The sequence below is a fragment of the Bifidobacterium saimiriisciurei genome, from assembly GCF_010667655.1.
In the GTDB taxonomy this organism is placed as follows: domain Bacteria; phylum Actinomycetota; class Actinomycetes; order Actinomycetales; family Bifidobacteriaceae; genus Galliscardovia; species Galliscardovia saimiriisciurei.
Genome location: NZ_WHZU01000002.1, coordinates 41,408 through 55,547 on the forward strand (window position 1 = coordinate 41,408; position 14,140 = coordinate 55,547).

8 protein-coding genes are annotated in these 14,140 nt (G+C 62.8%); 3 read left to right on the forward strand and 5 right to left on the reverse strand.

Annotation, left to right across the window (positions count from 1 at the left end; genetic code table 11):
* Positions 1 to 97: 97 nt before the first annotated feature.
* On the reverse strand, positions 98 to 1,699 hold the full coding sequence (gene putP, locus GFD18_RS01385; RefSeq protein WP_163199769.1) for a sodium/proline symporter PutP: 1,602 nt from the start codon (positions 1,697 to 1,699) through the stop codon (positions 98 to 100).
* Between the two features lie 233 nt (positions 1,700 to 1,932).
* Here putP and GFD18_RS01390 point away from each other — a divergent pair, with 233 nt between their 5' ends.
* Positions 1,933 to 2,514, forward strand: coding sequence for a xanthine phosphoribosyltransferase (locus tag GFD18_RS01390; protein ID WP_163199768.1), 582 nt, complete (start codon positions 1,933 to 1,935; stop codon positions 2,512 to 2,514).
* A gap of 99 nt (positions 2,515 to 2,613) precedes the next feature.
* Positions 2,614 to 3,990 carry a nucleobase:cation symporter-2 family protein gene (locus tag GFD18_RS01395; protein ID WP_163199767.1) on the forward strand — a complete coding sequence of 459 codons (1,377 nt, stop codon included), beginning with the start codon at positions 2,614 to 2,616 and terminating at the stop codon, positions 3,988 to 3,990.
* A gap of 92 nt (positions 3,991 to 4,082) precedes the next feature.
* On the opposite strand, the gene GFD18_RS01400 is transcribed toward GFD18_RS01395, so the two are convergent.
* Positions 4,083 to 5,942, reverse strand: a complete 1,860-nt coding sequence (locus tag GFD18_RS01400) for an acyltransferase family protein (RefSeq protein WP_163199766.1) — start codon at positions 5,940 to 5,942, stop codon at positions 4,083 to 4,085.
* Positions 5,943 to 6,101: 159 nt separating this feature from the next.
* Here GFD18_RS01400 and GFD18_RS01405 point away from each other — a divergent pair, with 159 nt between their 5' ends.
* Positions 6,102 to 7,583: an ATP-binding protein gene (locus tag GFD18_RS01405; protein ID WP_163199765.1), complete on the forward strand. Its 1,482-nt coding sequence runs from the start codon at positions 6,102 to 6,104 to the stop codon at positions 7,581 to 7,583.
* Positions 7,584 to 7,638: 55 nt separating this feature from the next.
* Here GFD18_RS01405 and GFD18_RS01410 read toward each other — a convergent pair whose 3' ends face one another.
* From GFD18_RS01410 to GFD18_RS01420, 3 genes are all read right to left on the reverse strand, one after another.
* Positions 7,639 to 9,120, reverse strand: coding sequence for a DUF1846 domain-containing protein (locus tag GFD18_RS01410; protein ID WP_163199764.1), 1,482 nt, complete (start codon positions 9,118 to 9,120; stop codon positions 7,639 to 7,641).
* Positions 9,121 to 9,302: 182 nt separating this feature from the next.
* Positions 9,303 to 10,973: a phosphate acetyltransferase gene (gene pta, locus GFD18_RS01415; RefSeq protein WP_163199763.1), complete on the reverse strand. Its 1,671-nt coding sequence runs from the start codon at positions 10,971 to 10,973 to the stop codon at positions 9,303 to 9,305.
* A 255-nt stretch (positions 10,974 to 11,228) separates the two neighbouring features.
* Positions 11,229 to 13,706, reverse strand: a complete 2,478-nt coding sequence (locus tag GFD18_RS01420) for a phosphoketolase (RefSeq protein WP_100511140.1) — start codon at positions 13,704 to 13,706, stop codon at positions 11,229 to 11,231.
* Positions 13,707 to 14,140: the final 434 nt, after the last annotated feature.

Sequence of the window (14,140 nt, forward strand, 5' to 3'; positions counted from 1 at the left end):
CCTCGGCCCCTGGCCGTCGTTGCTGTCCTTGTACTCAAAACCGAGTACAAGAATCTACCATCCGGCGCGGTCAAGAACCTGCGGAAAGCCGACGCCCCTACTGCCGCACGGCATGCTCCTCGAGCAGCTCGCCGACGTTCGTGTCATCGTCCATGTAATGGTCGAACACGTCGGTGATCTGCTTCGACGGCTCCTTCGTGGCGAGCGACACCACGACGATGGCCAGTGCGGAGACGATGAACGCGGGCAGCAGCTCGTAGATGCCGAAGATGCCGCCGAGTGGCTTGACGAGCAGGTTCCAGACGAATACGGTGACGGCTCCGGAAAGCATGCCGGCGATGGCGCCGGATGCGTTGGTGCGACGCCAGTACAGGCTGAACAGCATAAGGGGGCCGAAGGATGCGCCGAGGCCGGCCCACGCATAGGAGACGACCTGGAAGATGGAGGAGTTCTGGTCGGCGGCGATGAGGCATCCGAAGACGAATACCACGAGGATGGTGATGCGGGCCACCCACATGACCTGGCGGTCGGATGCGTTGCGCTTGAAGATGCCGCGGTAGATGTTCTCGGCCACGGCGGATCCGGCGATGATCATGTAGCTTGAGGAGGAGCTCATCGACGCCGCGAAGATGCCGGAGACGACCACGCCGCACACGAAGCTCGGCAGCAGCATCTGGCTGAGTACGATGAACACGCTTTCGGCGGCGGCCTGGGTGGTGAACTGCGTGGGCAGCATGGCGCGGCCGAACATGCCGATCGCGATGGCGCAACCCAGCGAGATGACCACCCACACGGTGGCGATGATGCGGGACTGCTTGATCTCCTCGGCGTCACGCACGGAGAGGAAGCGCACCAGGACCTGGGGCATGCCGAAGTAGCCGAGGCCCCATGCCATCAGGGAGACGATGGTGATGACGTCGAAGTCGGTGGGCGCCCCGAACAGGGGGTTTCCTCCCTGTGCCATCTGCGCGCCGGCCGGGTCGAGGATCGGCGTCGCGGTGTGGTTGGCGCTCAGGTAGCCGGGGATGTCGCTGAGGAACGCGGCGACATGGTCGATGCCGCCCGCGCTGGCCACCGTGCCCACGCAGACCACGGCGAGCGCGAAGAACATGAGCATGCCCTGGATGAAGTCGGTGACGACGACGGAGAGGTATCCGCCGATGACGGTATAGAGGAACACGACGATGGCGCCAAGCACCATCATGAGATGGTAGTCAAAACCGAAGAGCGTATCGAACAGCTTGCCGACGGTGACGAAGCAGCTGCCGACGTAGACGGCGAAGAAGACGATGATGATGACCGCGGCGATGGTGGACAGGATGTTCCTGGTGTCGCCGAACCGCTTGGAGAAGTAGTCGGGGATGGTGATGGCGTTGCCGGCCGCGACGGAGTAGCGGCGCAGTCGTTTGGCGACGATCTTCCAGTTGAGGTAGGTGCCGATGGCGAGACCGGCGGCCGTCCACCCGGCATCGGCGGCGCCGGTGAAATAGGCAAGGCCGGGCAGGCCCATAAGAAGCCAGCCGGACATGTCGGAGGCTTCGGCGGACAGCGCGGTGAGCCACGGGCCGACGCCGCGGCCGCCGGCGAAGTACTGCGACGCGGATGAATTGGACTTCTTCGAATAGAAGAACCCCACCGACAGCATGGCCACGAAATACAGCACCATCGCCAGGAACACCCATATATCACTCGTGCGCATGAACCCGCTCACCAATCCTTTTTCGCTCTTGTGAACCGTATGCCCGGCGCTTGCGCCGGCACGGAGACCTTACTATAGCCGCCTTGACGCCCATCTCCCAACCAATCTCACATGGTAAAGTCCAAACCCCGGTTTGTACCATGGTCCAATATGCCGGTCATCTACGCCGCGTAAGCTACATACCATCCCTTTTGCGTCCGTTTCGGACCATCTATTGTTCAATGAGGTGATTTATGAAGGAACTCGAGGAGCGAATCCGTCGGGAGGGCACCATCAAGCCGGGCAACGTGCTCAAGGTCGACGCATTCCTGAACCATCAGTGCGACGTGGCGTTGTATGACGCGATGGGCAAGGCGTGGGCCGAGCATTTCGCAGGCAGGAACATCACGAAGATCCTCACCATCGAGGCGTCGGGCATCGGCATCGCCTGCGTGGCGGCACGACATTTCGGCAATGTGCCGGTGATCTTCGCGAAGAAGGCCCAGTCCATCAACCTTGATGGCGACCAGTACGTCTCCACGGTGTATTCGTTCACCAAGCAGCGCGAGTTCCCGGTCATCGTGTCGCGCAAGTATCTCGGCCCCGACGACCATGTGCTGCTCATCGATGACTTCCTTGCCAACGGCAAGGCCCTGCATGGTCTCATCGACATCTGCGAGCATGCCGGCGCGACCGTCGAGGGCATCGGCATCGCCATCGAGAAGGGCTTCCAGGGAGGCGGCGACGAACTGCGCTCGCTCGGATACGACGTCGATTCGCTGGCCGTCGTCGAGTCGATGGACCCGCGGAACGGCACCATCGAGTTTCGCGCCTGACCGTCCTGCGGCGCGGTTCCCGCACGCCATCATGGCGGACGGGGACATACGGGGACGATCGAAGAGAACCAAGAGAAACACCAAGAGAGGAATTTTTCGTTGAGCACGAAAGACAAGAGCAAACCCGGCATTTCGGTCGAGGCGCTGACCTCGCTGGATGCACCGGTCTCGTTCTGGAAAGGCATACCGTTCGGCCTGCAGCATGTGATGGCGATGTTCGTGGCGAACCTCGCGCCGATCTTCATCGTCGCGAATGCGGCGAAGATGACGCCGGACCAGTCGGCCGCCGTGATTCAGGCGGGTCTGCTGGTCGCCGGTCTCGGCACCTGCCTGCAGCTGTACGGCGCATGGCGCATCGGCTCCCGTCTGCCGATGGTGACCGGCATCTCCTTCACCTATGTGGCGGCGGCGACGGCGATCTGCGCCGACAAGGGCTATGGCGCCGTGGTCGGCGCCGTGCTGGTCGGCGGCCTGCTGGAGCTGGTGCTGGGCCTCACCGCGAAATACTGGCGCAGGTTCGTGCCTCCGATCGTTTCGGCCATCGTGGTGACGTCCATCGGTTTTTCGCTGCTGACGGTGGGCGCCACCAGCTTCGGCGGCGGCGACGCCACGTCCGCGGACTTCGGATCGTGGCGTAACCTCACGCTGGGTCTCATCTCCCTGGTCGCCTGCCTGGCCTTCCAGCTGCTGATGAAGGGCACCGCCAAGCAGCTTTCCGTGCTGTTCGGTCTGGTGGTCGGCTATGTGGTGGCGATCTGCATGGGCATGGTCGATTTCTCCGGATTCCAGCATCTTTCCGTGGTGTCCCTCCCCCAGTTCATGCCGTTCAAGCCCGAATTCGACTGGGGCTCGATCATCTCCATCGCCCTGCTGTACGTCGTGTCCTCGGTCGAGGTGCTCGGCGATACCGCCGCGCTGACCAAGGTCGGTCTCGACCGTCAGCCCACCGAGCGGGAGACCGCCGGCGCCATCGCCGGCGACGGCCTGATCTCCTCGGTCTCCGGCCTGTTCGGCTGCCTGCCGCTGACGAGTTTCGCACAGAACATCGGCCTGGTGGCCATGACGAAGGTCGTCAACCGCAAGGTGATCCTTTCCGGAGGCGTCATCCTGATTCTCGCCAGCTTCGTGCCGGCGATCGCCGAGGTGTTCAACTCGCTGCCGCAGGCGGTGCTCGGCGGATGCACCATCATGATGTTCGGCAACATCATCCTCTCCGGATTCCAGATGATCTCGGAGGCCGGCTATTCGCAGCGCAACATCACCATCGCCGCGCTCAGCCTCACCATCGGCATCGGATTCACCCAGGTGAACCACATCTTCGTTCACTTCCCCGCGCTGTTCCAGCAGATCTTCGCTTCGAACTGCATCGCCGTGGCGTTTGTGGTGGCGGTGATTCTCAACATCGCGTTGCCCAGCGAGGAGCATTTCCTCGCCGCCGTGGCAAAGAGCGACGCCGATTCCGAATCGGAAGAGTAAGCCGTCGCGTATCGGCGCATCGGGGGCGGGCCTATGGCCCGCCCCCGATTTTTCATGCCGGCATGGTGGTTGCCGGCGGTATCACCGCAGTATCAGTGGCCTTCCGATATCCACTGTCTGATGGCCTGCTGGATGGCCTGCGGATAGATGTCCGCCCCCGCGCCTTCCATCGGATGCACGCCGTCGCTGTACAGCAGGTCGAGATGCTGCGAGATGGCCGCATCCCAATCCACATATACGGTATTGTCCGCATGCGCCTGCGCATAGGCACGGGTGACGTCGTTGGATTCGGTGATCCAGCTGTCGGGCCCATGCCCGTTCACAATCACCAGCACGACGTCGGGGCCAATCTGTGCACGAAGCTGGTCGAGCTGGTCCGTGACGATGGCTGAGTTCGTATTCAGCCCGATGATGAGCCATGGACGCATCCGGGATTCCGCCTGCATCTGGCCGACGATGGGACCGGCTTCCATGATGGACCGGGACACCTTGGCATCGACGAGGACGCCGGGGAATCTCGCCTGCATCTGCGGGGCGGCCATGTCCATCACCGAATCGCCGATGGCAACGATCTGCGTGCCGTCCGGGAAGGAGTGGGCCGGCTTCTTCGGCCGCGGAACCGGTTTGCGCAGAATCTCGCCGTTGAGGCGGGCGCGCTCCTCCATCATTCGCTGCGTCTTCTCAAGGGCGATCTGCGTGCTCGTCTTCGCCGGGGCGTCACGCCATGCCCGGAAGCCTCCGGTGAAGGCCAGCAGTATGATCAGCATCACTGCCATGCCGCGTGCCGCGGTCTTGGCGCCGACCGGAGGATCGGGAATGACGGCACTGATGAATCCACCACGTGCCGAGGGCTTTTCCACCAGCACACTGGAACACCATGCCAGGACCGCAGTGGCGACGAGAGCCATGGCTGCGGTCGCCAGCGGCTGTCTGACGCCCCATGAGCGCATCAGCGCGGAGCCGAGCAGCCATAACGGCCAATGCCATAGGTAGATGCCGTAGGAGTATGTTCCCGTCGCCGACAGCGGGTGCATGGCGAACAGTCCCTGCATCCAAGAGCCGCCGGTGATGGTTCCGGCTATGAGCAGTGTCGCCAGCACCGATGCCACGGCGATGCCTCCGTGGAATGCAAAGGCGTCCTGCCTGAGGCGCAGCGCAAGCACGACCAGCAGCACCAGCGCGACGAATCCGGTGTATGCGGCGATTCGGCGCCAGCATCGCACCGCAAGACGGGTGACGGCCATGTGACGGCGGCCCGTCGCTTCGGCATTGCGCCATGCGCAGATGCACCAGGCCAGCGCCATACCGAGCAGGAAGCCTCCGGCGTGGGTGTCGGTTCCCTCGTACACGCGTGTGGGCGAGGCGGGATCGTAGAGCCTGGCCATCCACATGAAGCTCGCGGCGGAAAGCCCCAGCAGCACGAGGACCGCCGGTGTGGCATGACGCAGCCCCCAGAGCAAACGGACCAGCATGGGGGCGACGATGTAGAACTGGGCGAGCAGGGCTATGAACCACAGGTGCTTGAACATCTGGGGATTCATGGTGTCGAAGTAGCTGCTGCCGGAGGTGACGGCATACCAATTGTAGATGAAGGTCAGAGCCGCCGAGGCCTGCCTGCGGATGCCGACCAGGAAGTCGGTCTGCACGGCGTTCGCCAGTGTCATCACCGCCGGCACCATGACGATCAATGCCGGATACAACCGGCGGAGCCTATGGGTGAAGTAGTCGATCCAGCCGATGCGCCCATGCGCATGGAGCCGTTTGAGCATGCTGAGCGCGATGAGGAAGCCGCTGATGGTGAGGAACACATCCACGCCCACGAATCCCCCGGGCATGAGCAGGGGGTTGTAATGGTAGACGATGATGGCCGCCAGAGACAGGCCTTTGATGCCGTCGATGCCTTGGAAACGCCAGCGTGGGGTGATCTGTTCGGAGGGGGTGTCTTGGGTCACTCGATTATTTGTAGAACGGTTCTCCGACAAATGCGGCCCGTCGTTCGCATCGCGGTTGCCGGCCCTATGTCGTCCCTCATGAATTTTCGATGAACGGAGGTGAAAACCGCGCCGTTTCCCCGATCGTCGGGAGCATGATGGTGTCAAGGAGGACGTGCCATGGTCGACGACTACACCGCGAAGATGACCGAGCTCATCGCATTGATGCGACTGATCGGCAACGATACCCAGCAGTGCGAGGTCAAGGAGTGCAAGCGCAAGATATCCTCGACGATCACCGACACGCTTTCCGCGTTCTCGAATGGCTCGGGCGGTTGGATCATCCTCGGGCTTTCGGAGAAGAACGGGTTTACGCCTGTCGAGGGGTTCAACGCCCGTTCGATGCAGGAGTCGCTCAGCCAGGCCTGCGAGAAGATGACGCCGGTGGTGCGTCCCACGATCGTGACCTGCCCGTTCGAGGGCAGCAATCTGGTGTTTGCGCGGGTCGACGAGATGCTGCCCCGCGACAAGCCGTGCTTCATTTCCGCGATTGGCGCGCATGGGGGATCGTTCATCCGGACCGGTGACGGGGACCGGCGTATGACCTCGTACGAGGTGGACCGGCTCATCGAGGAGCACCTGCAGCCGACGTATGATCTGGATATCGTGCCGGGGGCCACGCGTGACGATCTCGACCCCGGACTGGTCGAAGGGCTGCTTGCGCGCGTGCGCGAGCAGCATCCCAGGGTCTTCGGCGCCCGGTCCGATGTCGATGTGCTGCTTGATCTGCAGGCGCTGCGGCATGACGATTCCGACCACCGGCATGTCGGAGGCGTGCTTCGCCCCACGTTGGCGGGTCTGCTGGCGCTGGGGCGTTATCCGCAGAAGTTCTTTCCGCGGTTGAACGTGTCGATAGCGGTTTTCCCCGGCACCAGTCGTGACGACGTGTTCCGGGGGGACGAACGGCTTATCGCGTCGCGGACGGTGATCGGCTCGATCCCCCTGATGATCGACGACACCGTCGAATCGCTGATGCGCTGGATCGGGGCACGCAGGCCGGACTACCCGCCTGCGGTCCTGCGGGAGGCCCTTGCGAATGCGCTCACGCACCGTGACTACTCCCCTGATGCGCGTGGCACCCAGGTGCATGTGAGCGTGTTCACCGACCGCATCGAGATAAGCAATCCGGGAGGACTCTACGGCACGGTGACGCATGACGTGCTCGCCAATCCGCATCCGGTGACGGGTACGGCGTTTTCGTCGACGCGAAACCAGTTTCTGTTCACGCTTCTGGAGTCCACACCGTATCCGGGCGGCGGTTTCGTGAACCCGGAGGGCGGCGACGGCTATCAACGCATCGCCGCGAGTCTGAGGGAGGCCGGCATCGAACCGGCGACTACCTGCAATGACATCAACACGTTCACCATGACCATCACCAAGCATCGCACGCTCAAGCATGGCTCGCCGAGCGAAGTGTCACGGGAGATCATGACGCTGCTCGAAAGGCATTCGGCGATGAGCGTGAAGGAGATCATGCGTGAACTGCGTCTGACGCCCCTGGCCGCCACATCGGGATTGCGTGAACTGGTGAAGGAGGGCCGGGTCGCTCGGGTGCAGTTCCGAGACGACCCGACGCAGCGCTATAGGTTAAAGACCAGCTGACGCCCGTGAGCCCATGGGACATGCCTGAATAGAACCGGCCTGTTGGAACGCGCCGTCACTTGTGGTAAAGACTCGTCCGCTCGTATTTCGGCTCGCAGCATACGTTGATGCCGAGCTTCCGATAAAGCGCCTCATCCGTGGCCGAGATGATGACGGAGAAGAACGCGTCGCAGCCCTTGAGCGCGTCGAGACCGTTGATGACCTTTGCGGCGACAGGGTCGACGGCGCTGGTGATGGATAGCGCCATGAGGGTCTCGTCGGAGTGCAGTCGGGGGTTGACGCTGCTGAGATGTTCGGTCTTGAGCCGGCAGATCGGCTCGATGGCATCGTCGTGGATGACGCTCAGCGTATCGTCCACGCCGGCGACGGACTTGAGCGCGTTCATGAGCAGGGCGCTGGCCGCGCCAAGCAGTTCGCCTGTTTTGCCGGTGACGACGCGCCCGTCGGGAAGGACCATGGCGCCTGCCGGCCCGCCGGTGGCCTGTTCCTTGTCGAGCGCGGCCTTCCGCGCCGGGGAGAGATTCTCGTCCACGCCGGCCTTCGCCATGATGGAGCGCAGACGTTCAATCTGGTCCTCGCCTTCTCCGGTGCGCTTGAAGTTGACGCATGCGGTGAAGTAGCGTCGCACGATCTCCATGCGCGAGGCGTCTCGGCACGCTTCGTCGTCGGTGATGGCGTAGCCGGCCATGTTGACGCCCATGTCGGTCGGGCTGGCGTAGGGGCTCTCCCCCATGATCGTCTCCATCATGGCCTTGAGCACGGGGAACGCCTCGACGTCGCGATTGTAGTTGACGGTGGTTTCGCCGTACGTCTCCAAGTGGAACGGATCGATGATGTTCGCATCGTCGAGGTCGGCCGTGGCGGCCTCATAGGCGATGTTGACGGGGTGGTTGAGCGGCAGGTTCCAGATGGGGAACGTCTCGTATTTGGCGTAGCCGGCCTGTACGCCACGCTTGTGCTCGTGATAGAGCTGGGAAAGGCAGGTGGCGAGTTTGCCGGAACCGGGACCGGGCGCGGTGACCACGACGAGCGGACGACTCGTCTCGATGTAGTCGTTGCGCCCGTAGCCGTCGTCGGAGACGATGCGTTCGATGTCGTGCGGGTATCCGGCGATGGGATAGTGCAGTCTGCAGGTGACGCCGAGCTGACCGAGACGCTGGCGGTAGGCGTCGGCGGCGGGCTGCCCGGCATATTGGGTGAGGACCACCGAGCCGACGAGGAATCCGTATGAGCGGAAGATGTCGATGAGACGCAGCACGTCCTCATCGTAGGTGATGCCGAGGTCGCCGCGGATCTTGGCCTTCTCGATGTGGTTGGCGTTGACGGCGATGACGATCTCCACGTCATCGGCAAGGCTCTGCAGCATGCGGAACTTGGCATCGGGCTCGAAGCCGGGAAGGACCCGTGACGCGTGATGGTCGTCGAACAGCTTGCCGCCGAATTCCAGATACAGCTTGCCGCCGAACTGCGCGATGCGCTTTCGGATGTTGGCGGCCTGCAATTCGATGTACTTGTCGTTGTCAAAACCCTGTCGCATGTGGCGGGGATCCCTTCTCGAACGGCGATGCGAATGAAAGCATTATATGGATTGGACCGGAACTACGCCGATGCGCGACACACCGTGATCGAGACGGGCAAAGACGGATCGGGAACAAGAAAAGGGCCACAGCATGATGCCGTGGCCCTTCATGGCCTATGGACGTCGGTCTTGAGTCGTTATCACTGTGCGGTGACGGCGGTCAGGGCGACGGTGTTGATGATGTCCTCGACATTGGCGCCGCGGGACAGGTCGTTCACCGGCTTGTTCAGACCCTGCAGCACCGGGCCGATGGCCAGAGCGCCGGAGGAACGCTGAACGGCCTTGTAGCCGATGTTGCCGGCGCACAGGTCCGGGAACACGAACACGTTGACGTGACCGGCGACGTCATTGCCCTTGGCCTTGGTGGATGCCACGACCGGGGACCAGGCGGCGTCGAACTGGATGGAGCCGACGACGGCCAGCTCCGGAGCCTTCTGCTTGACGATGCTGGTGGCCTCTTCGACCAGATCGACGTCGGGGCCCTTGCCGGAGCCGAGCGTAGAGTAGGACAGCATGCCGACCTTGGGATCGATGCCGAAGGCCTTGGCGGTCTCGGCGGACTGGATGGCGATCTCGGCAAGCTGCTCGGCGTTCGGGTTCAGGTTGATGGCGCAGTCGGCGAAGACGGCCACGTGGTCCTTGAAGCACATGAGGAACGCGCCGGAGACGAGCTTCTGACCGGGCTTGGTCTTGATGACCTGCAGGGCCGGACGCACGGTGTTGGCGGTGGAGTTGATGGAGCCGGAGACGAGGCCGTCGGCCTTGCCGAGCACCACGAGCATGGTGCCGAAGTAGCTGGCGTCGGTCAGCTGCTTGCGGGCCTGCTCCGGGGTCATGCCCTTCTTGGCGCGAAGCTCGCACAGCTTCTCGGTCATCGGGGCGAGGACTTCCTCGTCGTTCATGGACTGGAAGGTGGCCTTCTCGAGGGAGTTGAGGCCGAGCTCCTTGCCGCGGGCCAGGATCTGGTCCTTCTCGCCGACGATGATCAGGTTGACGATGTCGCGCTCGAGCAGGTAGTCGGCGGCCTTGATGATGCGGTCTTCTTCACCCTCGGGCAGGACGATGGTCTTCTTGGCGGCCTTGGCCTTGTTCAGCAGGTCGGTCTGGAAGGCGTAGGGGGTGGTCGGCTGGGCGAAGTCCTGGTTCAGAGCGGCCAGGATCTGGGCGGCGGGGGCGTGTGCCTCGAAATCGGCGAGGGAAGCCTTGGCCTCCTCCTCGGTGCCGCAGTCATGGGCGGGGACGGTCCAGACGGGGGCCGGGAACTCGGCGAGGGCGGCCTTCACATCGGCTGCCTTGTCGTCGGCGCAGCCGGTGAGGAACACGCCGGCGACGGTCTGGCCGGCGGCCTCCACGCTCTTGGCGCAGGCGGCGACGGTGGCCTTGGCCTGCTCGGCGCTGCGGTTCAGTGCGCAGACGGCGAGGAACACGGGGGCCTTGAGATCGGCGGCGACTGCGGCGTTGAAGTCGAAGGCTGCGGGGTCGAAGATGTCGCTCTTGTCGGTGCCGACGACGACGACGGCTTCGGGGTCGGACGCGGCGACTGCGGCGGAGTAAGCGCGGACGATGTCTCCGCGGGCGCCTTCCTTGTCCTCGCGGGCGCTGCAGGGACAGACGCCTACGGCCTGCTCACGGGTCTGGCCTGCGGTTGCCGCGCTAAGCAGAACATCGGTGAAGGTTTCCTTCTTGCATGCGGCCGGACGGAACACGCCTGTCTTGTACTGGCCGGCGAGAGCGGCGACGACGCCGTAGGCGACGACGTTGCGGCCATTGGCGGCCTCGGGGCTGGCGATATACACACTGGTAAGACTCACAGTCAAACTCCTTTGCAATTGTTCAGTCCTCTGTCGGGCTGAGGTGCGGGCAACACTGCTTTGCAACCGCAACCATTGTAAGTATAAAGGCCGACCCGCTATCTTATGTTGTCTTCTGTTGCATTTGCCTACCAGCAAGAGGACGGTGAGCGAAAAACGTTGGGAAAGCAACGTTCCGGATAATGGAAAAGCCTCCCTCCAGCGTGCTGGAGGGAGGCTTTTCGCCGTTAGTCGATCAGACTACTGTGAGCAATCTCACTCGTTGTCGCCGGCGGTGGCGGCAGTGGCGGAGACGGCACCCGGCAGGTCGGTCTTGACGCCCGGCCACACCCAGTCGGTGTAGTCCGGGTGATCGTAACCGTTGTCGACGGCGAACTGGAAGGCCTCGAGGCGGAAGTCCTCGAGCTTCTGGATCTCGTCGGCGTACTTGTCGGCGTCGACCATGCGCAGAGCCTCGGCGGTCAGCTCGTAGCGGTCGATGTTGTTCACACGCACCATGTCGAACGGCGTGGTGGTGGAGCCCTGCTCCTCGTAGCCGTGGACGTTGAAGTTGTCGTGGTTCGGGCGATCGTAGATCAGGCCACGCACGTCGTGGGCGTAGGAGTGGTAGGCGAACAGGACCGGCTTGTCGGCGGTGAAGAGATCGGCGAACTCCTCATCGGTCAGGGCCTCGTCGTTCTCCTTGGCGGACTGGAGCTTGACCAGATCCACCACGTTGACGACCTTGAACTTCACGCCGAGCTTGTTCAGCTTGTCGGCGGCGGCCATGAGCTCCTGGGTCGGGACATCGCCGGCGGAGGCGAGCACGACCTGGACCTCGTCGTTGGAGGAGGCGTTGGAAGCCCACTCCCACTCGGCGGCACCCTTCTCGAGCTCGGCACGAGCCTCGTCCAGGGTCTGCCAGGTGGCGGCCGGCTGCTTGCCGGCGATGATCGCGTTGATCATGTTGGTGGACTTGTAGACCTTCTCGCCAACGGCCAGCAGCATGTTGGCATCGGCGGCGAAGTAGATGCCGATCACGTGGTCGTTGTTGTAGCACTTGTTCAGCAGCACGGAGGTCACACCCGGATCCTGGTGCGAGAAGCCGTTGTGATCCTGACGCCACACGTGGGAGGTGACGAGCAGGTTCATGGAGGAGATCGGCTTACGCCACGGAATCTCGCGGACGGTGGCCTCAAGCCACTTGGCGTGCTGGTTCAGCATGGAGTCGATCACGTGCACGAAGGACTCGTAGGAGCTCCAGATGCCGTGACGGCCGGTGAGCAGGTAGGCCTCGAGGAAGCCTTCCATCTGGTGCTCGGAGAGCTGCTCGACGACCTGGCCGGTGACGTTCATGTGCTCGTCGACCAGATCCGACAGGTAGCCGGCATCCCACTGCTTGTTGGTGACCTCGTAGGAGGCCTGCAGACGGTTGGAGGCGGTCTCGTCAGGTCCGAAGATACGGAACGAATCCGGGTTCAGCTTGATGACGTCGCGGGTGTAGACGCCGAGACGACGGGTGGCCTCGAGCTGGCCCCAGCCGTGGCCGAACTCCTTGACTTCCTTGACCTCGTAGTCCTCGAGCTTCGGGAGCTTCAGGTCCTCGCGGATGCGGCCGCCGTTGGCGTTCGGGTTCTCGCCGATGCGCAGCTCGCCCTGCGGCATGAACTTGGTGACCTCGGGGCGGATGGCGCCCTTCTCGTCGAACAGCTCTTCCGGCTTGTAGGACTGCAGCCACTTCTTGAGCACCATGAAGTGCTCTTCGGTGTCGCGGGCGGAGGCCAGCGGCACCTGGTGGGAGCGCCAGGAGCCCTCGGTCTTCTTGCCGTCGATGAACTTCGGGCAGGTCCAGCCCTTTGGCGTGCGGAAGATGATCATCGGGTAGAACGGACGGTGCTTGTCGTCGGTCTGAGCGGCGGCCTTGATGTCGCAGATCTCGTCGAAGACGGTCTCGAACAGCTCGGCGAAGCGGCGGTGGATCGACAGGTGGTCCTCATCGTCGAAGCCGGCGACGAACTCGTACGGCTCGTAGCCCATGCCGTGGAAGAACTCGTGCAGCTCTTCGTCGGAGATGCGGGAGAGGATGGTCGGGTTGGCGATCTTGTAGCCGTTGAGGTGCAGGATCGGCAGCACGATACCATCGGTGCGCGGGTTGACGAGCTTGTTGGACTGCCAGCCGGTGGCCAGCGGGCCGGTCTCGGCCTCGCCGTCGCCGACGATGGCCGGCACGAACAGGCTCGGGTTGTTCATCACGGCGCCGTAGGCGTGGGACAGGGCGTAGCCCAGCTCGCCACCCTCGTGGATCGAGCCCGGGGTCTCCGGAGCGTAGTGGGAGGGGATGCCGCCCGGGTAGGAGAACTGGCGGAAGAACTTCTGCAGGCCAGCTTCGTCCTTGGTGATGTTCGGGAAGTACTCGGTGTAGGTGCCGTCAACGTAGGACTGGGAGGTGCCGGCGGGGCCACCGTGGCCCGGTCCCATGATGATCACGGTGTTCTGCTGGTGATCGGCGATAAGACGGTTGATGTGGCCGATGAGGAAGTTCAGGCCAGGGGTGGTGCCCCAGTGTCCGACCAGGCGGTGCTTCACGTCCTCACGGGTGAAGGGCTCCTTCATCAGCGGGTTGCTGCGGAGGTAGATCTGACCGATGGAAAGGTAGTTGGTGACGCGCCAGTACTTGTCGACGGCCTCGAGGGTTTCGTCGGAGATCGGAGCGTTCAGCTTCTTCCAAGGGGTGCCAATAACAGGACTCGTCATGTGTACTCCTGTACTTCTGCACATAATGTGCGATCGGTTATTTTCTCAGGTCCGCCAGCCCTTGCGCCCGTTGACTTGGAACGTGCAATTGACCGGTTTTCCTAATCGCTATTCATGGTAGGAGAACTCGCGGACTTTCCCTCAACGACCACGAACACTTTTGTTAAAAAATGTTCAAAAAGTTTTCAACAAGGATAGGAAATTGTGAATCCGCGAAGTAAGCCCGACAGCGCCAAGGGTATTGGGAAAACAGGGCTTTTCCGTTGCCTGGGTTTGCCTTGGTTTTCAAAAAACTACCACTTGGAATTACATTTCCTTTGTTAAATCCCGAGGGCGTGTCGTTATCGCTCACGGCACGTCATGCGAACGATTGCGCCATTCATCCGCCCGTGAGCGCAACGATTCCTCCCATCCCTCGGCTCGAAGGAGTCCGC

Bases quoted from the DNA above. Each gene is read 5' to 3' on its own strand.
- putP (WP_163199769.1), bottom strand. From the start codon at position 1,699: ATGCGCACGAGTGATATATGGGTGTTCCTGGCGATGGTGCTGTATTTC.
- GFD18_RS01390 (WP_163199768.1), top strand. From the start codon at position 1,933: ATGAAGGAACTCGAGGAGCGAATCCGTCGGGAGGGCACCATCAAGCCG.
- GFD18_RS01405 (WP_163199765.1), top strand. From the start codon at position 6,102: ATGGTCGACGACTACACCGCGAAGATGACCGAGCTCATCGCATTGATG.
- GFD18_RS01410 (WP_163199764.1), bottom strand. From the start codon at position 9,120: ATGCGACAGGGTTTTGACAACGACAAGTACATCGAATTGCAGGCCGCC.
- GFD18_RS01420 (WP_100511140.1), bottom strand. From the start codon at position 13,706: ATGACGAGTCCTGTTATTGGCACCCCTTGGAAGAAGCTGAACGCTCCG.